Source organism: Enterobacter sp. CFEC122 (genome assembly GCF_052983755.1).
Map to the genome: position 1 here is coordinate 92,234 of NZ_JBRIQR010000004.1, position 22,280 is coordinate 114,513.

The following is a 22,280-nucleotide window of genomic DNA, read 5'->3' on the forward strand; positions in this document are numbered from 1 at the left end:
CTGTTTATTTTTTGGGTGATACAATGTAATTGCGATGTCGTTAAGCTGCAATTTTAGTGTCACGAAAGTGTGCTGTTGTTAGGATTTGGTTTAGAAAATCGTTTTTATGAAGATGTGTACATCCTGACAAACGGACGCTGAGACGGTGGCAGGCAGGAAAAACGCTCATTTAGCGCCGCGCTGCAAGACTATCGCACTAAACGCGGCGTGTTGTGGCAGAAAATGGGGTGGATCAGGAGATGAAATTAACGCCTTGTTTCAGCACCAGATCGCAGGCTTTGGTTTTCACCTGTTTGGCCAGAGAAGAGTTGCCGAGGGTGCTCAGGTTAAGCTGCTGACCGTTCTGCGCGTTAAGCAGGCCCTGAATGCCGTCCATGTAGTTGGTGTCCGCTTTTTGCTCCTGAGTATCCAGACCCAGTTTACCCAGCACCTGGTTTTTTACATTTTGCGCGTCGGTCACGGAGGCCAGCTTTTGCTTCGCGCAATATTCCAGAATCCCCGCCGCGTTGTTCATCGTCCCCGCGCTCAGGCTCTGGGAACTGTTGCCCAGCAGGCTGGTGAGGGAAGAGGCGGAGAGTCCGCCCTGCGTGCTGCTGCTCTCTTTGGTCAGCTCATTTGCTGCGCTTGACAGGGACTCCTGCCAGGACGCCGCCTGCGCTGCGCCGGTTACCAGCAGCGCGCCTAAAAAGGTGCTGATTAGAATCTGTTTTTTCATCATGGCTCTCTCAAAAAGGTCCGTTTTGGGCCGAAGGGGTTCCAGTATATACCTGCGACCTGTCGGCGATTCCTGGAACTGTCTTAATACTCTTTGCCGGTAACGCGGCTGCGGTAACTGTCCCAGTCGAAGATGACATACAGGCTGTTACCCAGCTTCATGCGGTCCATGACGCGTTCCCCCAGCAGGCGGGTCATCTCGTCGATGTTGTGGTTTGTCAGCATGCCGGTGGGGCGTTTGGACGAGGAGCGGCGATCGACAATCTGGTTGATGATCACTTTTTCATAGCGGGATTCCGTCTGAACGCCAATCTCATCGATGACCAGCAGGTCGACGTTACTCAGATCGTTAAGCAGCTGTTCTTCGCTGGTTTCACGGTTGCTGAAGGTGTCTTTCATCGCGGACATGATATCGGCCACGGTGATGATGAGGACCGATTTACCGCGCAGAAGCAGCTCGTTGCAGATGGCGGCAGCAAGGTGGTTTTTGCCGGTGCCCGGCTTGCCGCTAAAGATGAAGCTGGCGATATTGCCGTCGAATTCATCCACGTACTGACGCGCGGCAGCGAGCGCGTTCATCTGCCCGGTGGTCTCAATTTTATAGTTATCGAACGAGCAGTTCTGGTGCAGGGGACGAATACCGGAACGGTTAAAGGTGCGCTGCATTTTCATCGCCCGATTTTCGCGGGCGAGCGCGGCGGCGCGGATCTTGCCTTGCTCTTTTTGCCACGCCAGCAGCTCTTCACCAGTGGTGAATGCAGGCTTCACGTTGGCAGGCATCATTTTTTGCAGACGTTTCATCAGGTCGCCGACGTTCTTCATTTCGCACCTCGGAATCCGCTGGGGATCTGTTTATCCGGTTCTGAAAAGGCATTGATATCACGTTTTGGCTGGCCGTTGTTGCCGGCGCGGGTAATCTGAAGATGACGCGCGAGCTTTTGCTGCCACTGAATATGGGTGAACACTTTACCCTCCGCCTGCCACCAGGCGGTAAACGCGGCAAGCTCTTCCGCTGTGGCGGGTTGGGTTAACGCAATGCCCCACAGCGCGGCCTGCCGCTGAAAATCTGTATCCGGCTGCCAGCCCGCATAGAGGGCAAATTTACCCATCGGAACGGTCACGGGAACGTTAACCGGTTCATCAAAGAACTGGGTATCCAGCGTGACATCGCTTGCCGGGCGTGCCAATTGCGCTTCGATCTCCAGAAGCTGTGCCAGACGTTCCGGTGTGATTGCGTAAAACGCTGGCGCGTTGTCGGCAAAAACCGCAACCGTGCCGCCTTCGGCGTGGGTCAACACACCGCGTGGGTCGCGCATAAAGGCATCAATACCAGCAATGCTGGTGGTCAGAATTCTGGAGGACATAACGCTTACTCTACTGATTACTACGGGCGTGATAGGGGCTTATGGTAGCACAGAGAGGGGGAAGGAAAGGAGGGGATTTCCCCGGTGGCGCTGCGCTTACCGGGGCTACAGTCGTAGGCCGAATAAGCGCAGCGCCATCAGGCAGTTATCACGCAATGATGTTCAGCGTGACGTCGATGTTGCCGCGGGTCGCGTTAGAGTACGGGCAAACAATGTGTGCCGCATCGACCAGCTTTTTAGCTTCCGCAGGATCCATACCTTCAACGTGGATGTTCAGTTTTGCTTCGATACCAAAACCGGTAGGCAGCGGGCCAATACCCACTTCGCCTTCAATAAAGGCATCTTTTGGCAGGGTAAATTTGTCGCGTGCCGCCACGAACTTCATCGCGCCCAGGAAGCAGGCAGAGTAGCCCGCGGCAAACAGCTGCTCAGGGTTGGTCACGTCTCCCCCCATGCCGCCCATCTCTTTTGGCACACCCAGTTTGACGTCCAGTACGCCATCGGAGGAGGTGGCACGACCGTCACGGCCACCGGTGGCTTTTGCTTTGGCGGTATAAACAACTTTTTCTAAAGACATGGCAGGTTCCTCATTTTGTTTAGATGTGTGCTATTAAATAGCGTGCGATATATATAGGTAAATAATTATGCGTAAAGTATAGCGTTACGCGCGGTGTAGCTGTTGTCGCAAAAGTTCGAGCTGCTGTTTGAGTGCCAGCAAGGTGTCTGTATCACACTGCGCTGCGCAACCCACCGCATGGGGGATACCCAATGCCTGCTGCTGGAGTTCACGTCCCGCTTCACTCAGGGTGACGGCGACCTGACGCTCGTCTTTGCGCGAACGGTGGCGGTTGATGAGCCCGGCGCTTTCCAGACGTTTCAACAGCGGCGTCAGGGTCGCAGAGTCAAGGAACAGCCGTTCACCGATGTCCGACACCGTCATATCATCCTGCTCCCACAGCACCAGCATCACCAGATATTGCGGGTAGGTCAGGTTCAGCGGTGCCAGCAGCTGCCGGTACAGCTTGTTAAGCGCCAGGTTTGCCGAATAGAGGGCAAAGCAGAGCTGGTTATCCAGCTTGAGCGCAGCGGTTGCATCGTTCGTTTTCGCGTTCATGAGATGAATATAGGTAGCGTACGATTTAATTGCAAGCAATTTTATGGGCAGGTGTAACGGAGCGCCACCTGAACGGCCATTTTACGGTAGTGCTGGCGCTGCGCCTGCTCGTCTGCGCCTTCTTCAAACAGCAGCGTAAAGGTGTAGCTGTTGGCAACGTAGTGAAAGCTGAAGCTGCTTATCAGACGATGAAGGTCGCGGGCGTCAACCGTCTCACTGAAGAGCTGTTTTTCTTTCCCCCGGCGCAGGATCTCCTCCAGCAGATCGAGCGCGCTGCGGTTGACCTGGCGGAGATAGCTCGACTGCTGCATAAAGCGGCCGCGCTGCATGTTTTCCATGCAGATAATCCGGATGTAGTCAGGGTGGTCGGCATGATAGTCAAAGGTGGCTTCAACCAGATTGACCAGCGCTTCGACCGGGGGCATTCCCGTCAGGCTTAGCGCTTTTTCACTGGCGCGAATCTGGGTGTAAACATGTTCAAGTACGAGGAGATAGAGGTTCTCTTTATTCTTGAAATGGTAAACCACCATGCGTTTGGTGGTGCCCGCTTTCTCTGCGATCTGCTCCATCCGTGCACCGTTCAATCCATACTCGGCAAAAAGCGCGATGGCGCTCTGAAAGATTTTCTCTTTCAGGCTGGATTCTTCACTGTGCTCGGGGTGTTCGCTGCCAGGGTTAGCCACATCCTTTCCTTATTTTCACCAAACGGACCAGACGGATTATCTCCACGGCAGCGAAATAATACAAATATCAAACGCGTGGGCGTTTACGGTACAGCCACAGGCCGGGGATCGACAGCCCGATGGAGAGCGCGCCGACGATGGATGACGCCTTAAGAAAGTTGCTGAGAAGAAGGATCATCTGAGGCTCGGTATAGCCGAAATGGCTGATTTTCACCGCGGAAATCATCGCGGTATAGGCCGATATCCCCGGAAACATGGGGATCACGGCCGCAACGGTGAATACTTTGGGATGCGCCAGATACCAGCGCGACCACTGGATGCCGATACTGCCGACCAGCATGGATGCCATAAATGTTGACCATTCGATGTTAAAACCCGCCGTCATCATCACCATTCGCGAGCCATGGCCAATCGCGCCCAGCAGCGCACACCACGGCAGCGCGCGTTGCGGTACGTTAAATACCATCGCGAAGCCGACGGCAGGAATGGCGGCCAGAAGCATGTCCTGCGCCAGCGCCAGCAGAAAATCGATCACGCCCATCCGCGTAACCCCCAAAGTGTCATGGCCATGACCACGCCGATGCAGGTCGCCAGCGTCAGCAGGCTGGCGATAGCCCAGCGAGCCAGGCCGGTATTGATGTGCCCTTTAAACATGTCGGCGACAGCGTTGATCAACGGAAAGCCCGGGACCAGCAGAAGCACGCTGGCGGCCATGGCAACGGTCGGCGTGTTGGCAAACTGCGGCAGGCGCAGCAGCAGACCGGAAACCGTAGTGGCGACAAACGCGGTAATGCAGAAGTTAATTTGCGGATGCAGCTGCCGATGCGTCAGCAGCTGGCGAACATACATGGCGATACTGCTGGCGAAAAAGGTGATGATTGCACCGTCCCAGCCGCCTTTGTTGAGCTTACAAAAGCAGGCGCACGAGAGCCCTACCATCACCACGACGAGCCAGCGCGGATAACGTAATGGCTTGATCTGGTTGAACCGTTTTTCAATGTCACTGAGATCGAGAAGCTTATGTTCTGCAAGGATGACAATGTGCTGCACTTCGGTCACGACGTGCATGTTGATGCCGCGGTCATGGTTTTTGCGCGTGGAGGTCAGGCACTGACCGTCCTTGATTGTGGTCAGCACAATGGCGTTGGATGAGATTGCGCTTTCGACGCTGTCCATCCCTAGCGCCAGCCCCAGCCGGGTGGAAAGCTCCTCAACCAGCGCGCTTTCCGCGCCGTGCTGGAGCAGAAAAAGACCGCACTGAATACATAGCCGCGTGATAGCACGCTGCGTTGACCGCTCTGCCTGCATGTATTGTCCTGAAAAAAGATGGATAGCTATCTGTTAACCCATAGTGGGTACTTTTAGCACAGAGTGCAGTCCCTCTTGCTGTGGGCCAGATCAAGGTTTGTGCAAACAGTTGCAGTCCGTGTCGTGGAAGGGGGAAGGGATTAATTTATCAATACCATGAATTATAAATACCAAAATATAAAATATTTATATTTAGTTATTCTAATTTTATATTGTCGTTATTTTAATGTCTCCACAATTAATTTTTGTTTCGCTTTGTGAGATATTACTGCTGTTTAGGCATTTCTTAAACTAAGCATACATCTCATCTTCTGCTTGTATTAACCAGTCTTACACTCAGGGACGAAAATACTCATACGTTGATGCGTTTTAACGTTACTCATCAAATGAAAAATGGACACGGAGGGTCTATGTTGTCATTGCATGGTAAGCATGGCGTTGTCATTAGCCGGATGCCCGTGATGCAAAACGGGTTAGGGGGCCTGATGGCACGACATTTCCCCGAATTTGAATTGAGCTATTGCCGCTCATTGCAGGAATTAACGCTGCTCCAGTTGCGTCGCGCGGACGTCATTATTGCCGATATTTCAGGCGAATACAGGATCCCTCGGGGTGCGCTTGAAGAGTATTACGGTTTATTGAATCAATACCGGGATATTCACTGGATCTTTTTAGTCTCGCGGCCGCTTTACCCTATTGCGGTTGAGTTACTTATGCGCCCGGAAAGCACGTTGCTTTCTGACATGGAGCCTATTGAAGGCGTGGTTAACGCTATTCGGGCCGGTAGCGAGCGGGCAGAGCGGATTAGCCAGACGTTATTAACTCCGGAACCACAGAGTACGGAGAATGAAAATGAACACGTTATCGCGCTCACGCACTCCGAACGTAAGGTTCTGCGTCTGTTAGGGAAAGGATGGGGGATTAACCAAATCGCCACATTGCTCAAGAAGAGCAATAAAACCATCAGTGCGCAGAAAAACAGTGCGATGCGACGGCTGTCATTACGAAGTAATGCGGATATGTATGCCTGGATCAACAGTACACAGGGAATGAGAGAGCTGAGTTTGCTATCAGCCTATGGAGAGTTCGAGGAATGGAAAAAACCGATTCAACAAGACATATCGCCATCATCGAAAATTGCGCGATGAGTGCCGTCGGGCTACAGCATCTTTTTGCGATGCCCGGCCTGAGCCATTATCAGCTTCACCTGTTTAGTGAATTTGACAGTTTTAAGAATGCACTTCATCACGTTAATTTTTTCTCACTAATCTACTCCCTTTCCGATGCGCGAGAGGAGCGCCGTAACTGTCTGGCGCACCTGCGGGATCTGGCGTTTACGCACGGTCATATCCAGCGCATCATTTTGGTTTCTGACGAGATGGAAGCACGGCTAATTAGCCATCTTTCGCCATCGCGCCTGCACGGAGTAGTCAGTAAATCGGTGACGCTTGAGCATCTGCAGAAGGAACTCGTGGAGTTGCTGAGCGAAACGCTGCGCATCAATGACAATATGCTGAATCACTGGTACCGGAGTCAGAACAGGATGCTAAGCCCCACAGAACGGGCAATATTGCGTTATATGTCCTGCGGGTATTCCATCCCTGAAATCGCGGCACAGCTTGAACGGAATATTAAGACCATTCGGGCACATAAGTTTAATGCGATGGTGAAACTGGGTGTGAATTCAGACGTAGGGTTGCTCGATGCGGCGGATATTATTACGCATCTTCCTGCAAGAGAGCCGCAATGTTTGGCTCTCCTCACGCCCACATTTTTATAACCCGTCTTTTGCGCGCCAGATATACTCTGGCGCGTCAATCAGATACAGACATCCACCCATTTTGCGGAAGTCAGTTCTGCCATTCTGTCAGGTGAAATGCGCACAGCGCTGTGAATTGCGCCTGCGGCGGGCAGCACTTCGTCGTACTGCTTCAAAGAGATATCGCAATATACCGCGAGCGGGTTTTCCAGTCCGAACGGGCATACACCGCCAACGGGATGACCGGTAATGGTCACCACTTCATCACTGCTGAGCATGCGCGCTTTCGCACCGAACGTGTCTTTGAGCTTTTTGTTATCCAGACGCGCGTCGCCTTTCGCCACCACCAGGATCACCTCATTTTTAACCTTGAGTGACAGGGTCTTGGCGATTTGTCCCGGCTCGACACGATGGGCGGCAGCAGCCAACGCAACGGTAGCAGTACTTTGACTAAGCTCAATAACGTCTATATCCGGCGCGTTGTCGGCAAAAAACTGCTGTACAGACTGCAAACTCATTGTTTCCTCCTGACAAATATCCTGCGTAATCTGTCATAAGAATTTATGCTCTGTAAATATCTCTTAAGTAACAAATACCCCAAACGGCTGATTTCTGGATCCTCTTCACAATCACAGAAACCGGTTACAGTAACCGGTTGCAGAGCGCGGAGCGTAGATTAATACTGAGTACGTAACGTCCCCTGTATCCAATAATAAGAGCCAAATATGAAACCATTTCGTCTGAGCAGTACCGCTGGTTGGCAAGCCAGCAAGGTTGTGAAGCTGATGTATGGAACAACGTGCGGCGCGTATGTGCCCGTAACAAACGTCTGACAGGAGATCTGCCATGTCTGCCAACCATGCTGCGTTTAATCTGATATTCCGTTTCGTCGAAAATTACGTCAGCCCGATAGCCGGGCGGATCTCTTCCCAGCGTCACGTTATGGCGATTCGTGACGGGTTCATCTCCGCGATGCCGTTTATGATTGTGGGTTCGTTTTTGTTAGTCTTTGCTTACCAACCTTTTTCGCCTGATACCACCTGGGGTTTCGCCCGCGCCTGGCTGGAAATGGCGAAGCAGTTTGAAGGCCAAATCCTGACGCCGTTTGATATGACGATGGGCATCATGTCCATTTATATCTGTGCCGCCATTGCCTATAACCTTGGCAAACACTACGTCAAATCTCACCAACTGGACCCCTTTATGTGCGCCATGCTGTCGCTGATGGCGTTTCTGCTGGTCGCGGCACCGAAAACCAAAGGCACGCTCCCTGTCGACAGCCTGGGGGGAACGGGCATTTTTACCGCGATTCTGGTAGCGATTTATTGCGTTGAGATGATGCGTTTCCTCAAAGCGCATAACATCGGCATTCGTCTGCCGGACCAGGTCCCGCCGATGATCAAAAACTCTTTTGATCTGCTGATCCCGGTGCTGGTGGTGGTGGTGACCCTTTATCCTCTGAGCCTGGTGATTCAGTCTCAGTTTGGCATGCTGATCCCGCAGGCCATTATGTCGGTCTTTAAACCTCTGGTTTCCGCGGCAGATTCTCTGCCTGCGATCCTGCTGGCCGTGTTGATTGGTCATCTGCTCTGGTTCGCCGGGATCCACGGCGCCGCCATCGTCTCCGGGATGCTGCAGATGTTCTGGCTGACGAACCTGGGCGCTAACCAGACCGCGCTGGCCGCCGGTCAGCCTCTGCCGCATATCTTCATGGAGGCGTTCTGGACGTTCTTTATCGTGATTGGCGGGTCGGGCGCCACGATGGGATTGGTGATTTGCTATCTGCGTAGCCGTTCAGCGCATTTACGCTCTATCGGGCGTTTGAGCGTAGTACCCAGCTTCTTTAACATCAACGAGCCGGTCATTTTCGGTACGCCAATCGTGATGAACCCGGTGTTCTTTATCCCGTTCCTGCTGGCACCGATGGTTAACGCCGTGCTGGCGTGGGCGGCGATGACCTTTGATTTGATCGGCCGCGTCATCTCCGTGGTTCCCTGGACGGCACCGGCGCCGATAGGCGCAGCGTGGGCCCTGGGCTGGGATTTCCGCGCGGCGATTCTGGTTGTGGTTTTGGCCTGCGTATCGGCGATCATCTACTTCCCGTTCTTCAAAGTGTATGAGAAGCAGCTGCTGGAGCAGGAAGCGGAAGAAGCGCAGCGTATCGCGGAAGAGGACAATCAGCAGGTGGCCTAGGTAAAAGCAAAACGGCAACTCAGGTTGCCGTTTTTTGTTGTTGTAGGCCCGGTAAGCGAAGCGCCACCGGGCAAATCACTGCTCTACTTCAGCGTGCAATCCCCACACTGCTTAACGTCCGGCAGGCGATAGCGCTGGCAGCAGGTGCGGCGAACCAGAAGCCCATCACGGAGCACGACGGTACGGAATAGCGGGTTGTCACGGCCATCGGAAAGCTGCCTGGCAAAGAAACAGGACTGACGCAGGGCCTCAACGTTCTCATCACCGAGAAGCGGCTTCATTTCCGTTAAATACCAGTGGATTAAATAGCCCGTATTGCTCCAGATAAGCTTCCCGTTAATCTCTCCCGTCGCTTCCAGCGCTTCCACCACCGGGATCAGGGCCTGCGTGATGAGCCGCCCCATACGTTCCTGAGCAGTGAGGCGTTCAGCGCTGTGGTCTTCGTGGAGATCAATCCAGAAACAGGCTGCACGTCCGGTTTCGTGAAACTCGACGTGGAAATTATCCGGCGAGAGTTCAAGCATGCTCTTCTGTGTTAACAGCGCCAGCATGAGCGGAGGCACCATCAGCCCGATATACCACTGCGCCCAGAGGGAGAGCAGGGGTTTATTTTCCCGCGTAAGGGTAGGCTGATTGCGATAAATATGGTCGGAATAGGTGGCCAGCAGTGATTGCAGCTTAGACGGTTGGCGCCACTCTGAGAGCGTCATCGCGTGGGACGGGGGCGCTTCATCAAGCCGGATAAAGTCCAGCAGGTGGGCACGCGTTTCCGCAATCTTTTCCCGTATCGCATCTGCAAGCGAAGCATTCCCGCTGGTGAGCGGCGCTCGCCAGAGGAGAGGTTCGACGATGTGTGCGGTATGCGTGGCCATAGTATAGATAGAAATCTAAATGATAATGATTGCCAATCCTAACTATTGCTCATACCAATGGCAAGACTTTTGTCCTGGTGACCTCGTCGGTAGGTTTATGCCGTCTGAATCTCTTCGCTTAAAAGAATGTTATTGCGTCCCATATGCTTTGCTTCATAGAGGGCTTTGTCCGCTTTTTCCAGCGCGCCTTCCACGTCTTCATCCTCGAAAATGGCGATGCCAATGCTGATAGTGACGTTTGTCGCGACGCTTTCGTTAAACAGATGCGGGATTTTCAAATCATACACTTTCTGACGGATCCGCTCGGCCGTCTGGCGAGCGTGTTCGAGTGAAATGTTGGTCAGCAGCACCATAAACTCTTCCCCACCAAAACGCGCCACAATATCGCGAGAACGCACGGCGTCGCGGATTGCCGCAGAGACGCGCTTCAGCGCCTGGTCGCCCATCATATGGCCGTAATGGTCGTTATAGGCTTTGAAGTGGTCGATATCCATCAGCAGGACAAAGTGTTCGCCATTTTCTACCGTGGGCAGATTCTCCAGACGGCTTTGCAGACCGCGACGATTATAGAGCCCGGTAAGCGGGTCCATCATGCTGAGGTCGGTAAGGGTTTCTCGTTCTTCCAGAAGGCGAGAGAGCAACTCCTGAGCGAAACGGTCGTTGCGTCTTTGCAAAATGTTATGAATAGCAATTGCCACCACAGGAAGTGCGAAAGAATAGGTCATTCGCAGCCATATATCGTGATCGCTTAACCACAGGCAGACAATAAAGGTGGGCAATGAATGCAGCGTAAACGCTTTGATATTACTGGCGAACGCCAGCGTGCCGATAAAAAGTACCGTTAAAAGAGCAATTAGCAAATACGTCGCATGGTCCTGAGTAATTAAGGCGAATTTGGAGACAATTTGCCAGGCCCATAAAATACCGAAGATCGCTGAAACGACAGGAATATTTATCTTCCGCGCGCGCTTTCTCCAGTGCCAGACGAACAGGCCAGTACTGATGGCGAAAATAGCAATCAGAGGGGCAGAAAACAGGCGTACAGAATTGAGCGGATTTGTTACCGAGAACACTGCCGAGGTTGCGTTCAGAAATAAAAATAAACGTAACGATAATTGATATTTTCTGTGAACCAAAGACCGCCAGGATTGTGATGTCATAGTCGCGTGTTTTTATTAAAATTTAATTAAAACAGATAAATAGGTGTTATTTCGCAATAAAATATGCAAAAAACTCAAAGAGTAATTATCAGAAAATCTTTAGACGTTGTTAACAGGTGCGCAATTTATCACCTTAGACAATTCCTGTCATTACGGGAAAGGTAAAGGTCGATGGATTTTGATTCATTCAGCTGGCAAATGATAATTTTTGTTATATGATATTGGTTATCATTATCGTTGAGAGAGGGAAAAAGCATGTTGAACAGAGCGCTGGGCAGTGGTTGGGGGGTACTGCTACCGGGAGCCATTCTTGGCGGTTTGACGTTTGCCGATCTCTCTCTCGATACCTGGAAAGTCATCATCGCGTCAGGACTGTTAGCCACGTCAGGCATGATCTGGCATAAGCAACTACGTCACTTTGTTTTACTGCCATCCTGTGTCGCGCTGGTCAGTGGAATTCTGGTGATACTGATGAGTTTGAAATAACAGGGAAAAAGAAGAAATTCAGAGGGGTTGTAAGATAATTGGTGCGAGGGGGGGGACTCGAACCCCCACATCCTAAGGACACTAACACCTGAAGCTAGCGCGTCTACCAATTCCGCCACCTTCGCACAGTCATCTTACTCTTTATTGCTATGTTGATATCGCCTCGTTGGTGCGAGGGGGGGGACTCGAACCCCCACATCCGTAAGGACACTAACACCTGAAGCTAGCGCGTCTACCAATTCCGCCACCTTCGCCCAGTGCGAGCAATATCATCGTGATTTATGGTGCGAGGGGGGGGACTCGAACCCCCACATCCGTAAGGACACTAACACCTGAAGCTAGCGCGTCTACCAATTCCGCCACCTTCGCATACCATCGATACTGTAAAAGAATCGTAACCACGGAGGCGCATTCTAGATGTTTTCAGCTTTACGTCAACAGAAAAGTGCGCGTGATGCCTTGATTGATGCAAAAATGGCCGATGGACGCGCCGTGTATAGCCGGATGGCGCTTTCGCTTATCCGGCCTACAAGGGAGGCGATTACTTTTTGGCCTGACGCGTCATCACGGTGCGGTAGACCTTAAAGCGGCCGGTCTGGGCGATAACTTCGTGGAAGCCAAAAGTTTCATCCAGCACTTTCGGGTACGCCAGGAAGGCGTTCGCGACGATACGCAGCTCACCGCCGCTGTTGAGGTGACGAACTGCGCCACGGATCAGCGCTTGTGCCGCTTCCAGGCTGGTCTCCATACCGTCGTGGAACGGCGGGTTAGAGATGATCATGTCGAAGCGACCGGTGATGTCGGAGAAGACGTTGCTGGCAATGACTTCGCCTTCAATGCCGTTTGCGGCAAGCGTTGCGCGGCTGGCTTCAACCGCCGGGGCGCTCACGTCACACAGGGTTAAGCGCACTTTTGGCGAATGGCTGGCGAGCACGGTAGAGAGCACGCCCGCGCCGCAGCCTACGTCCAGCACTTTGCCTTTGGTGTGCGGCGTCAGGGTGGAAAGCAGCAGCTTGCTGCCCGTATCCAGCGCATCGCGGCTGAACACGCCCGGCAGGGTTTTGATGGTCAGGCCGTCAAGCTGGTACTCGTCCCAGTATGCCTGCGCATCAAACGTTGTCTGTTTTTCCAGACGGCCATGGTACAGACCACAGCGGCGAGCGCTGTCGACTTTATTCAGCGGCGCGTAGCCTTCCAGCAGCTGTTCCGCGCTACGCACGCCGCTGCGGTTTTCACCGACCACGAAAATATCGCAGCCGACCGGCAGCAGGGAGAGCAGGTTCATCAGCTGGAACTGGGCTTCCGGTTTATTCTTCGGCCAGTAGTAGATCAGCGTATCGCAGTCGGCGATATCGCTCTGCTCTGCCACCAGGCTAAAGCGCGCGCGCTCGCCCATCTGGCGGCTCAGCACCTGCCAGTGATGGTAGTATTGGGTGTGGGCACGGCTTTCAGCACAGTCGAAACGCGCGGGCAGGTCATCCTGCATATCTCCGGCAAACAGAATACGGCTTTCTTCGAAATCATCACTGTGACGCAGCAAGACTTCACTTGCCGGGGTAAATGCAGACATGAATTGTTCCTCAATAAACTCAGGCGGGGATTATAGTAGGTAGATGGCGCACTTTCGACACATTTGCTATATTTGCGCGCCTGAGAGACAGGAGTTTTCCCTATGACATCCCGACGAGACTGGCAGTTGCAGCAGCTGGGCATTACCCAGTGGGCTTTGCGTCGCCCGACGGCGTTGCAGGGCGAAATCGCTATCTCCATCCCGGCGCACGTTCGCCTGGTGATGGTGGCGGAAGAACTGCCTGCCCTGAATGACCCCCTGATCGGTGATGTTCTTCGCAGCCTGAAGCTGACGGCCGACCAGGTTTTACCGCTGACGCCAGAGCGTGTCGCGATGCTGCCTCCTGATAGCCGCTGTAACAGCTGGCGTATCGGAGAGGCAAATGAGATCTCTCTTCAGGGGAGCCAGATCTGCACGCCAGCGCTGGACGAACTGAAAGCCAACCCAAAAGCGCGCAGCGCGCTATGGCAACAAATCTGCGAATATGAACACGATTTCTTCCCTCACGACGCCTGACCTGTCCACCGCGTTCGCGATTGAAACACGCGCCCACGCGTTTCCGTGGAGCGAAAAAACCTTCGCCAGCAATCAGGGCGAACGGTATCTGAACTACCGCCTGGACGTTGACGGCACCATGGCCGCTTTCGCGATCACGCAGGTTGTTCTTGATGAAGCGACGCTGTTTAATATCGCGGTTGATCCCGCGTTTCAGCGCCGCGGGCTTGGAAGAGAACTGCTTGAGCACCTCATCCGTGAGCTCGAAACCCGTGACGTTTTCACCCTGTGGCTGGAGGTGCGCGCGTCGAATGTCGCCGCCATCGCGCTCTATGAAAGCTTAGGCTTTAACGAGGCGACAATCCGCCGTAACTACTACCCCACCGCAGAGGGACGTGAAGACGCCATCATAATGGCTCTGCCGATTGGATAATAAAAAATAAGGTTGTAACGATGAAATGGGACTGGATTTTCTTTGATGCCGACGAAACGCTGTTTACGTTCGACTCGTTCGGCGGCCTGCAGCGGATGTTTCTCGACTATAGCGTAACCTTCACCGCTGAAGATTTTCAGGACTATCAGGCGGTCAACAAACCGCTGTGGGTGGATTACCAGAACGGTGCCATCACCGCGTTACAGCTTCAGCACCAGCGCTTTGACGTCTGGGCGGAACGCTTAAAGGTCAGTCCGGGAACGCTGAACGAGGCTTTTCTCAACGCCATGGCCGATATTTGTGCGCCCCTGCCGGGCGCGGTTTCCCTGCTGAATGCGTTGAAAGGTAAGGTGAAACTGGGGATCATCACCAACGGTTTTACCGCCCTGCAGCAGATCCGCCTTGAGCGCACCGGCCTGCGCGATCATTTTGACGCGCTGGTGATCTCGGAAGAGGTTGGCGTGCCGAAGCCGGATCCGCGAATTTTCGACTACGCGCTGGCGCAGGCCGGCAATCCCGACCGCGATCGTGTCCTGATGGTGGGGGATACCGCAGAGTCAGATATTCTGGGCGGCATGAAGGCTGGTCTGTCGACCGTCTGGCTCAATGCGCATGGCCGCGTGAAGCCTGAAGGCATCGAGCCGACCTGGACCGTGACGTCGTTGAACGAACTGGAGCAACTCCTGTGTAAACAATGATTGCCTGCCCCCCGTTGATGGGTAAAATAGCCGCAATTTTGTATTCCATGATGCGTGGCGTGCTGCCGCGCTTATAAAAGAAGATTTAATTATGACGTTGTCTCCTTATCTGCAAGAGGTGGCCAAGCGCCGCACTTTTGCCATTATCTCGCACCCGGATGCCGGTAAAACGACCATCACCGAGAAGGTGTTGCTGTTCGGACAGGCGATCCAGACTGCGGGTACCGTTAAAGGCCGTGGCTCCAGCCAGCATGCAAAATCCGACTGGATGGAGATGGAAAAACAGCGTGGTATTTCGATTACCACCTCCGTGATGCAGTTCCCGTATCATGACTGCCTGGTGAACCTGCTGGACACCCCGGGTCACGAAGACTTCTCCGAAGATACCTACCGTACCCTGACGGCGGTGGACTGCTGTCTGATGGTGATCGACGCCGCGAAAGGTGTAGAAGATCGTACCCGTAAGCTGATGGAAGTGACCCGTCTGCGCGATACGCCGATCCTCACCTTTATGAACAAACTCGACCGTGACATCCGCGATCCGATGGAGCTGATGGATGAAGTGGAAAACGAGCTGAAGATCGCCTGTGCGCCAATCACCTGGCCAATTGGCTGCGGTAAGCTGTTCAAAGGCGTTTACCACCTCTATAAAGACGAAACCTACCTGTATCAGACCGGTAAAGGCCACACCATTCAGGAAGTGCGCATCGTGAAAGGTCTGGACAACCCGGATCTGGACGCGGCGGTCGGCGAAGAGCTGGCCGCGCAGCTGCGCGACGAGCTGGAGCTGGTCAAGGGCGCGTCTCACGAATTCGACAAAGAGCTGTTCCTGAGCGGCGAAATTACCCCGGTCTTCTTCGGTACCGCACTGGGTAACTTCGGCGTTGACCACATGCTCGACGGTCTGGTGGAGTGGGCGCCGCAGCCGATGCCGCGCAAAACCGACACCCGTGAAGTGGAAGCGAAAGAAGAGAAGTTCACCGGCTTCGTGTTTAAGATTCAGGCCAACATGGACCCGAAACACCGTGACCGCGTGGCCTTTATGCGCGTGGTGTCCGGTAAATATGAAAAGGGCATGAAGCTGCGCCAGGTGCGTATCGGGAAAGACGTTGTCATCTCCGACGCGCTGACCTTTATGGCGGGTGACCGTTCGCACGTTGAAGAGGCCTATCCGGGCGACATCATCGGGCTGCACAACCACGGCACCATCCAGATCGGTGATACCTTCACCCAGGGCGAAATGATGAAGTTCACCGGTATTCCGAACTTCGCGCCGGAGCTGTTCCGCCGCATTCGTCTGCGCGATCCGCTTAAGCAGAAACAGCTGCTGAAAGGCCTGGTTCAGCTCTCCGAAGAGGGCGCCGTGCAGGTGTTCCGCCCGATTGCGAACAACGATCTGATCGTGGGTGCGGTCGGCGTGCTGCAGTTTGACGTGGTCGTTGCGCGCCTGAAGAGCGAATACAACGTAGAAGCGATTTACGAATCGGTGAACGTCGCGACCGCGCGCTGGGTTGAGTGTTCTGACGTGAAGAAATTCGAAGAATTCAAGCGTAAGAATGAAGTTCAGCTGGCGCTGGATGGCGGCGATAACCTGACCTATATCGCGCCAACGATGGTCAACCTGAACCTGACGCAGGAACGTTATCCGGACGTTCAGTTCCGTAAAACCCGCGAGCACTAATCCCCTCTCAGAGCACGGCATTCGCCGTGCTCTTCTTTATTTCCTGTCTTATTAATCCCTTGCGGAATGTTCTTAATTCAACGCAATTTCACGCTATTCGCCCATTTTTTACCCAATTCTGAAAGCGGCTCTGTGAGAGTGATCTATATTTAACTCAGTGTTTAACACCGGGCGTGGATAAATTAACTGTTCAATGCATGACTTTAGGTTATCCATTTTGCTCGCGTGTTTATTCGCAATATATATCACTAATAAGGAAGTACGTAGCCCGAATAACGGGTCAACACAGGAATAGATCGATGAATATGACAAGACTGAAGATTTCTAAAACTCTGCTGGCTGTAACACTGGGTAGCGTTCTGGTGAGCGGCTCCGCCCTGGCGGAAAGCAGCACCATGGATAAAGCACAATCCACGGCCGATAGCGCAGGGCAAAAAATCGATAGCTCTATGAATAAAGTCGGCAATTTCATGGATGACAGCTCTATCACAGCAAAAGTGAAGGCCGCACTGGTGGATGATGAAGCCATCAAGAGCACCGATATTTCCGTTAAGACCGACAAGAAAGTGGTCACGCTGAGCGGCTTTGTTGAAAGCCAGGCTCAGGCTGAACAGGCGGTGAAAGTGGCGAAAGGCGTCGAAGGCGTCGCCTCCGTCAGCGATAAGCTGCACGTGCGTGACGGCAAAAACGCGTCGGTGAAAGGTTATGCCGGTGATGCAGCCACCACCAGCGAAATCAAAGCTAAACTTTTAGCAGATGACATCGTGCCGTCCCGTAAGGTGAAAGTGGAAACCACCGATGGCGTGGTTCAGCTTTCCGGTACGGTAGATTCGCAGGCGCAAAGTGAACGTGCCGAGTCCATCGCGAAAGCGATTGATGGTGTGAAAAGCGTTAAAAACGATCTGAAAACGAAGTAAATCTCGACCATTCGCCCGTCTGGCTAAACCCTGCGGGCGAAATAAGAACGACTCTGGAAAAACGCCGGTGAGTGACCTGAGCGCTCACGTTTAGCGGCCGACATTAACTATGGTAAAGGAGAAGCTTATGTTTCGTTGGGGCATTATATTTCTGGTTATCGCGTTAATTGCCGCCGCATTGGGCTTTGGTGGACTGGCAGGTACAGCGGCATGGGCAGCTAAAATTGTCTTCGTTGTGGGTATTATTCTGTTCCTGGTCAGCCTGTTTACAGGGCGTCGACGTCCATAGCAAACGCAATATTCCTTCAACAAAATAAAGCCAGTCACTGTGACTGGCTTTTTCTTATTTGCGTAACAGGTCGGGTGCGTTACTGTGGTGTTATAAAATAATCAAAACAGGAAAGCAGAGGTGGGGCAACGAATTCCCGTTACGCTCGGCAATATTGCGCCGCTGACGTTAAAACCGTTTCGCGCGGGTCAACTCGCGCTGGTCTGCGAGGGTGGCGGACAGCGCGGCATTTTCACCGCTGGCGTGCTGGACGAATTTATGCGCGCGCAGTTCAACCCCTTTGACCTTTACTTCGGCACCTCTGCCGGGGCGCAGAACCTCTCTGCCTATGTCTGTAACCAGCCCGGCTACGCGCGAAAGGTCATCATGCGCTACACCACGGCGAAAGAATTTTTTAACCCGGTGCGGTTTGTGCGCGGCGGCAACCTGATCGATCTCGACTGGCTGCTGGAGTCAACCTCCAGCCAGATGCCTCTGGCCATGGATACTGCCGCCCGTCTGTTTGATAGCGGTAAAGAATTCTGGATGTGCGCCAGCCGGGGCGATGACTATTCCCCGGGCTATTTTTCGCCTCAGAAAGAGAACTGGCTGGACATCATCCGCGCCTCCAGCGCGATCCCCGGCTTTTATCGTACCGGCGCCCTGCTGGACGGTATTAGCTATCTGGACGGGGGGATCAGTGACGCGGTGCCGGTGCAGGAAGCCGCCCGTCGCGGGGCGAAAACCATTGTGGTGATTCGTACCGTACCGTCGCAAATGTATTACACCCCGCAGTGGTTTAAGCGGATGGAGCGCTGGCTGGGCGACAGCAGCCTGCAGCCGCTGGTGAACATCGCGAAGCAGCATGAAACCACCTACGGCGCGATGCAGCGCTTCATTGAGAAACCGCCGGGCAAGCTGCGTATTTTTGAAATTTATCCGCCTAAGCCGCTGCTGAGCATGGCGCTGGGCAGCCGCGTTCCTGCGCTGCGCATGGATTACAAAACGGGGCGGCTGTGTGGGCGCTACTTCCTGGCGACGGTGGGGAAAATGCTGGCGGAGCAGCCGCCGCTTCATCGCCATAAACGCATTATTACGCCGCCTGCGATTGTCGCCAACGACGCCCTGACGGTGCCCCTGGTTGACATTCCGCAGGCGAATGACGCTTTACTGGATAACGAGGATCTGGCGTGATGTACCGCTTTGTCGACACCCATTGCCACTTTGATTTCCCGCCGTTTACGGGAGATGAAGAGCAAAGCATTGCGAAAGCGGCCGAGGCAGGCGTTCAGGCCATTATTGTGCCTTCAGTGGAAGCGGATTACTTTTCCCGCGTGCTGGATCTTTCCACGCGTCACCCTGCGCTCTATGCGGCGCTTGGCCTGCATCCGATCGTGATTGAGCGGCATCGGGATGAGGACATTGAGCGACTTGATGAGATAGTGCAGACCGCAGGCGACAAGCTTGTCGCCATCGGTGAGATCGGCCTCGATCTTTATCGCGAGCATCCGCATTTTGAGCGCCAGCAGACGATCCTCGACGCGCAGCTCAGGCTGGCGAAGCGTCACGATCTGCCGGTGATCCTTCATTCAAGACGCACACACGATAAGCTGGCAATGCACCTGAAGCGTATCGATTTGCCGCGTAAGGGCGTCGTGCATGGTTTCTCAGGCAGCCTGCAGCAGGCGCAGCGTTTTATCGAGCTGGGCTACAAAATCGGCGTTGGGGGCACCATCACCTATCCGCGCGCCAGCAAAACCCGGGACGTGATGGCACAGCTGCCGCTGTCGGCGCTTCTGCTGGAAACCGACGCGCCGGACATGCCGCTGAACGGTTTTCAGGGCCAGCCGAATCGTCCGGAACAGGCGGCGCGCGTGTTTGCCACCCTGTGCGAACTGCGAAAAGAGACTGAAGAGGCCATAGCCAGTGCGCTGCTGGAAAATACGCGTTCGGTATTTGGCATCACGCTATAGATAAAGCGCCGGACGGATCACCGTTATCTTCTGTTTTTCCAGCGCTCGCGCCAGCGGTTCAACGTCTTCCGGCGTGGCGCTGCGCCATGACGCCGCCTCGCCGTACACGCCATGCGCATGAAACGCGTTGAGGCGCACCGGCACGTTTCCCAGCCCGTGGATAAACGCCGTCAGCGGCTTCAGATGTTCCAGATAATCACACTGTTCCGGAATCACCAGCAGGCGGAGCTCCGTTAAACGATTACGATCTGCCAGCCAGCGGATACTCTGCTTGATTTGCGGGTTTTCGCGCCCGGTCAGGAAGCGGTGGTGTTCGTTCCCCCATGCTTTCAGGTCCAGCATCGCGCCATCCAGTACCGGCAGCAGCTTTTGCCAGCCGGTTTCGCTTAACAAACCGTTGCTGTCGACCAGGCAGGTCAGATGATTCAGGTCGGGATCGGCTTTGATCGCGGTGAACAGCGTCACTAAAAACGGTAATTGCGTTGTGGCCTCACCGCCGCTCACGGTGATCCCCTCGATAAACGGTGCGGATTTGCGGATCTGTGAAAGGATCTCCTCCACGCTCAGGCGGTGCGCCATAGGCGTTGCCTGCTGCTGGCACAGGTGCAGGCAGGTGTCGCACTGCTGGCAGTCACTCTCCTGCCACCAGACGCGTCCCGCCTGTATGGTCAGCGCGTCGTGCGGGCAGTGGGGCACGCAGTCCCCGCAGTCGTTGCAGCGGCCGATCGTCCAGGGGTTGTGGCAGGTTTTACAGCGCAGGTTGCAGCCCTGCAGGAACAGGGCCAGACGGCTGCCCGGCCCGTCCACGCAGGAAAAAGGGATGACCTGACTAACTAAAGCGCATCTGCTGTTCATGGCTTATCACGCGCGGCTGACGTTCCAGAATACGGGTATTGCGCGCGGCTTCTTCACCCAGCCAGGTGGTATTGGTGCGCGATCCGGCTTCCCGGTACTTCTCCAGATCCGACAACCGCACCATATAACCGGTGACGCGCACCAGATCGTTACCCGCGACGTTGGCGGTAAACTCGCGCATCCCCGCCCTGAACGCGCCGAGACAGAGCTGGACCACCGCCTGCGGGTTACGTTTTACCGTTTCATCCAGCGTCAAAATATCGCTGATCCCGGAAGCGTAGTGCTTGTGGTGCGGCGCCACCGCCAGCAGGTGGCTGATGGGATCCGGCTCGTCGCCGTAGGGCAGGCGCGCGCCCGGCGTGGTGCCCGAGTCAGAGCTGATCCCCGACTGCGCATGCAGCATCGCGCGCTGCTTCCAGCCGTGTTTCACCGGCGTGTTTTCGACAAACGCCGCAAGCTGTTCGCTGATGCGATAGCCCAGCGCGTTGGCCTGCTCGTCTTTGCCGTAACGCCCAGTCATCCCGGCTTTCTCACAGAGCACGTTTACCGCTTCTGCCAGGCCGTACATGCCAAACATCGGCACAAACCGATCGGCATCAATCAGCCCCTCTTTCACCAGGAAGCTATTCTCAAAGAAGCCGGATTGTTGATACAGGAAATCGCAGCGGGCATCGATGATGGCCATTTGCTGCTGGCAGTAATGCGGGAGGGCGCGGCTGAAGAAGTCTTCCATTGACGTACTGTGTTCGGCGATGGCCTTGAGGTTGAGGCGCACCAGGGTGCTGCCACCGCCTGCCAGAGGCAGGGAGTTGTAACAGCTCACTACGCCGTAATGGCCTTTTGTGAAAATTTTATCATTCACCGGGCCATTAGAAATATGCGGTTTACTGCATTCACATATGTTTTTCGCCACCTCAAGCAGCAAATCGTCCGGGGTGATCGCTGGATCATAAATAAAGGTCAGGTTCGGTGCGACCTGCTTCAGCTCTGCATCTGCACGCAGAATGGCGCGCGTGACGGGGGTATCTTCCGGCCCGATATTGGCATGCATAAAGGCATCGGGCAGCGTACGGTCGAGATAGCGCCAGAAACGTTTTATTCGGCTATTGATTTCTTCTTGTGTTAGAATTCTAACATAAGGTTGCAGCAACGCATCAAGCTGACCGAGATAGACCGGCATCGATGTGACGGACGGAACATGGTGGTAGAGGATGGTTAACAGTGAGAGGGCGTCGTCGAGATCTTTTGCCCCTTCCAGCTCCAGCCATTCTGAACCATTAGCCAGAAATTTTGCGTAATCCGGCAGAACGTAACGGGGTTTGTAAGGCGCATGGCCTTCGAACATGTCGCAGATGAACCCCTCGTCCAGCGCGGCGCGCGCAGCTTCAGGAAGTGCCGGATACGGCAGGTTGTTTTCCGCTTCCAGCGCCAGAAAATGACGTTTTTGTTCCGGGGATAACACCGGGCTTGTCACAATCTGCTGGCAACGTTGTTGCAGGGCGTCGGGGCTGGAGTGGGACATGTTCGCTTCCTTGAGTGTTCTGCGGATGATGAACGGATTGTAGAAAGCCTGCCTGTCGGCACTTTTGATCCGACAGGGGGTATCGCTGCTTTAGTCCGCAATATGCGCGCTAAAGTTTGAAGAAGATCGCATTACAGTAATGCAAATTTGCACGCAGTTTTCATTAACTGTGATGAATGTCGAAGTGTGGATGCGGGTGGATGTTAGAATACTCA

General features: G+C 54.1%; 26 protein-coding genes and 3 tRNA genes. 12 read left to right on the forward strand and 17 right to left on the reverse strand.

Going from position 1 to position 22,280, the window contains the following annotated elements; all coding sequences use genetic code 11:
- Positions 1–232: 232 nt before the first annotated feature.
- The 8 genes from ACVCAM_RS04770 to ACVCAM_RS04805 all read right to left on the reverse strand — a co-directional run bounded on the left by ACVCAM_RS04770 (position 233) and on the right by ACVCAM_RS04805 (position 5,183).
- Positions 233–715 (reverse strand): DUF2501 domain-containing protein, encoded by a 483-nt coding sequence (locus ACVCAM_RS04770; protein WP_021240596.1) that lies wholly within the window; start codon positions 713–715, stop codon positions 233–235.
- Positions 716–798: 83 nt separating this feature from the next.
- Positions 799–1,536, reverse strand: coding sequence for a DNA replication protein DnaC (dnaC, locus tag ACVCAM_RS04775; protein ID WP_008502094.1), 738 nt, complete (start codon positions 1,534–1,536; stop codon positions 799–801).
- The gene (gene dnaT, locus ACVCAM_RS04780) at positions 1,533–2,078 is read right to left on the reverse strand and encodes a primosomal protein DnaT (RefSeq protein ID WP_025912125.1); all 546 of its coding nucleotides are present in this window, start codon (positions 2,076–2,078) and stop codon (positions 1,533–1,535) included. The genes dnaC and dnaT overlap by 4 nt, the downstream gene beginning before the upstream one ends.
- Before the next feature lie 148 nt (positions 2,079–2,226).
- Positions 2,227–2,655, reverse strand: a complete 429-nt coding sequence (locus ACVCAM_RS04785) for an organic hydroperoxide resistance protein (protein WP_008502092.1) — start codon at positions 2,653–2,655, stop codon at positions 2,227–2,229.
- Between the two features lie 84 nt (positions 2,656–2,739).
- Positions 2,740–3,192 carry a MarR family winged helix-turn-helix transcriptional regulator gene (locus ACVCAM_RS04790; protein ID WP_023293337.1) on the reverse strand — a complete coding sequence of 151 codons (453 nt, stop codon included), beginning with the start codon at positions 3,190–3,192 and terminating at the stop codon, positions 2,740–2,742.
- 41 nt (positions 3,193–3,233) lie between these two features.
- Entirely contained in the window at positions 3,234–3,875 is a 642-nt protein-coding gene (locus ACVCAM_RS04795) for a TetR family transcriptional regulator (protein ID WP_008502090.1), read from the reverse strand.
- Between the two features lie 67 nt (positions 3,876–3,942).
- On the reverse strand, positions 3,943–4,416 hold the full coding sequence (locus ACVCAM_RS04800) for a threonine/serine exporter (RefSeq protein WP_020885295.1): 474 nt from the start codon (positions 4,414–4,416) through the stop codon (positions 3,943–3,945).
- On the reverse strand, positions 4,407–5,183 hold the full coding sequence (locus ACVCAM_RS04805; RefSeq protein ID WP_021240591.1) for a threonine/serine exporter family protein: 777 nt from the start codon (positions 5,181–5,183) through the stop codon (positions 4,407–4,409). Before ACVCAM_RS04805 ends, ACVCAM_RS04800 begins: the two co-directional genes overlap by 10 nt.
- 410 nt (positions 5,184–5,593) lie before the next feature.
- On the opposite strand from ACVCAM_RS04805, the gene ACVCAM_RS04810 reads away from it, so the two are divergent.
- Entirely contained in the window at positions 5,594–6,331 is a 738-nt protein-coding gene (locus tag ACVCAM_RS04810; protein ID WP_407223041.1) for a helix-turn-helix transcriptional regulator, read from the forward strand.
- On the forward strand, positions 6,328–6,963 hold the full coding sequence (gene bglJ, locus ACVCAM_RS04815) for a DNA-binding transcriptional activator BglJ (protein WP_032622978.1): 636 nt from the start codon (positions 6,328–6,330) through the stop codon (positions 6,961–6,963). The genes ACVCAM_RS04810 and bglJ overlap by 4 nt, the downstream gene beginning before the upstream one ends.
- 38 nt (positions 6,964–7,001) lie before the next feature.
- On the opposite strand, the gene ACVCAM_RS04820 is transcribed toward bglJ, so the two are convergent.
- Positions 7,002–7,460: a YbaK/EbsC family protein gene (locus ACVCAM_RS04820; protein WP_025912130.1), complete on the reverse strand. Its 459-nt coding sequence runs from the start codon at positions 7,458–7,460 to the stop codon at positions 7,002–7,004.
- 328 nt (positions 7,461–7,788) lie between these two features.
- Between ACVCAM_RS04820 and ACVCAM_RS04825 the strand changes: the two genes are divergently transcribed.
- Positions 7,789–9,135, forward strand: coding sequence for a PTS sugar transporter subunit IIC (locus ACVCAM_RS04825; RefSeq protein WP_407223042.1), 1,347 nt, complete (start codon positions 7,789–7,791; stop codon positions 9,133–9,135).
- Positions 9,136–9,218: 83 nt separating this feature from the next.
- On the opposite strand, the gene fhuF is transcribed toward ACVCAM_RS04825, so the two are convergent.
- Both fhuF and ACVCAM_RS04835 read right to left on the reverse strand, forming a co-directional pair.
- Positions 9,219–10,007, reverse strand: coding sequence for a siderophore-iron reductase FhuF (fhuF, locus tag ACVCAM_RS04830; RefSeq protein WP_025912132.1), 789 nt, complete (start codon positions 10,005–10,007; stop codon positions 9,219–9,221).
- Positions 10,008–10,102: 95 nt separating this feature from the next.
- Positions 10,103–11,167, reverse strand: coding sequence for a GGDEF domain-containing protein (locus ACVCAM_RS04835; protein ID WP_023293335.1), 1,065 nt, complete (start codon positions 11,165–11,167; stop codon positions 10,103–10,105).
- 255 nt (positions 11,168–11,422) lie between these two features.
- Here ACVCAM_RS04835 and ACVCAM_RS04840 point away from each other — a divergent pair, with 255 nt between their 5' ends.
- Entirely contained in the window at positions 11,423–11,653 is a 231-nt protein-coding gene (locus ACVCAM_RS04840) for a DUF1435 domain-containing protein (RefSeq protein WP_025912133.1), read from the forward strand.
- A gap of 39 nt (positions 11,654–11,692) precedes the next feature.
- Here the strand turns inward: ACVCAM_RS04840 and ACVCAM_RS04845 are convergent.
- The 4 genes from ACVCAM_RS04845 to rsmC all read right to left on the reverse strand — a co-directional run bounded on the left by ACVCAM_RS04845 (position 11,693) and on the right by rsmC (position 13,223).
- Positions 11,693–11,778, reverse strand: a tRNA-Leu gene (locus ACVCAM_RS04845).
- A 42-nt stretch (positions 11,779–11,820) separates the two neighbouring features.
- Positions 11,821–11,907 (reverse strand) — tRNA-Leu (locus ACVCAM_RS04850).
- A gap of 28 nt (positions 11,908–11,935) precedes the next feature.
- Positions 11,936–12,022 (reverse strand) — tRNA-Leu (locus tag ACVCAM_RS04855).
- 172 nt (positions 12,023–12,194) lie between these two features.
- Positions 12,195–13,223: a 16S rRNA (guanine(1207)-N(2))-methyltransferase RsmC gene (gene rsmC / locus ACVCAM_RS04860; RefSeq protein WP_008502080.1), complete on the reverse strand. Its 1,029-nt coding sequence runs from the start codon at positions 13,221–13,223 to the stop codon at positions 12,195–12,197.
- Positions 13,224–13,325: 102 nt separating this feature from the next.
- Between rsmC and ACVCAM_RS04865 the strand changes: the two genes are divergently transcribed.
- From ACVCAM_RS04865 to ACVCAM_RS04900, 8 genes are all read left to right on the forward strand, one after another.
- Complete coding sequence (locus ACVCAM_RS04865; RefSeq protein ID WP_021240586.1) at positions 13,326–13,739, forward strand: DNA polymerase III subunit psi; 414 nt, start codon at positions 13,326–13,328, stop codon at positions 13,737–13,739.
- Positions 13,708–14,151, forward strand: a complete 444-nt coding sequence (gene rimI / locus ACVCAM_RS04870; protein ID WP_008502078.1) for a ribosomal protein S18-alanine N-acetyltransferase — start codon at positions 13,708–13,710, stop codon at positions 14,149–14,151. The genes ACVCAM_RS04865 and rimI overlap by 32 nt, the downstream gene beginning before the upstream one ends.
- A gap of 20 nt (positions 14,152–14,171) precedes the next feature.
- Positions 14,172–14,849: a pyrimidine 5'-nucleotidase gene (yjjG, locus tag ACVCAM_RS04875; RefSeq protein WP_008502077.1), complete on the forward strand. Its 678-nt coding sequence runs from the start codon at positions 14,172–14,174 to the stop codon at positions 14,847–14,849.
- Positions 14,850–14,940: 91 nt separating this feature from the next.
- Positions 14,941–16,530: a peptide chain release factor 3 gene (gene prfC, locus ACVCAM_RS04880; protein ID WP_008502076.1), complete on the forward strand. Its 1,590-nt coding sequence runs from the start codon at positions 14,941–14,943 to the stop codon at positions 16,528–16,530.
- A gap of 299 nt (positions 16,531–16,829) precedes the next feature.
- Entirely contained in the window at positions 16,830–17,447 is a 618-nt protein-coding gene (gene osmY / locus ACVCAM_RS04885) for a molecular chaperone OsmY (protein WP_008502075.1), read from the forward strand.
- A 127-nt stretch (positions 17,448–17,574) separates the two neighbouring features.
- Positions 17,575–17,736: a DUF1328 domain-containing protein gene (locus ACVCAM_RS04890; protein WP_003856556.1), complete on the forward strand. Its 162-nt coding sequence runs from the start codon at positions 17,575–17,577 to the stop codon at positions 17,734–17,736.
- Positions 17,737–17,856: 120 nt separating this feature from the next.
- Positions 17,857–18,909 carry a patatin-like phospholipase family protein gene (locus tag ACVCAM_RS04895; RefSeq protein WP_008502074.1) on the forward strand — a complete coding sequence of 351 codons (1,053 nt, stop codon included), beginning with the start codon at positions 17,857–17,859 and terminating at the stop codon, positions 18,907–18,909.
- A complete protein-coding gene (locus ACVCAM_RS04900) occupies positions 18,906–19,688 on the forward strand; it encodes a TatD family hydrolase (RefSeq protein ID WP_025912134.1) in 783 nt (260 codons plus the stop codon). The genes ACVCAM_RS04895 and ACVCAM_RS04900 overlap by 4 nt, the downstream gene beginning before the upstream one ends.
- Here the strand turns inward: ACVCAM_RS04900 and ACVCAM_RS04905 are convergent.
- A complete protein-coding gene (locus tag ACVCAM_RS04905) occupies positions 19,683–20,543 on the reverse strand; it encodes a YjjW family glycine radical enzyme activase (protein WP_025912135.1) in 861 nt (286 codons plus the stop codon). The two genes, ACVCAM_RS04900 and ACVCAM_RS04905, sit on opposite strands and share 6 nt — an antisense overlap.
- A complete protein-coding gene (locus ACVCAM_RS04910) occupies positions 20,518–22,065 on the reverse strand; it encodes a YjjI family glycine radical enzyme (protein WP_025912136.1) in 1,548 nt (515 codons plus the stop codon). Before ACVCAM_RS04910 ends, ACVCAM_RS04905 begins: the two co-directional genes overlap by 26 nt.
- Positions 22,066–22,280: the final 215 nt, after the last annotated feature.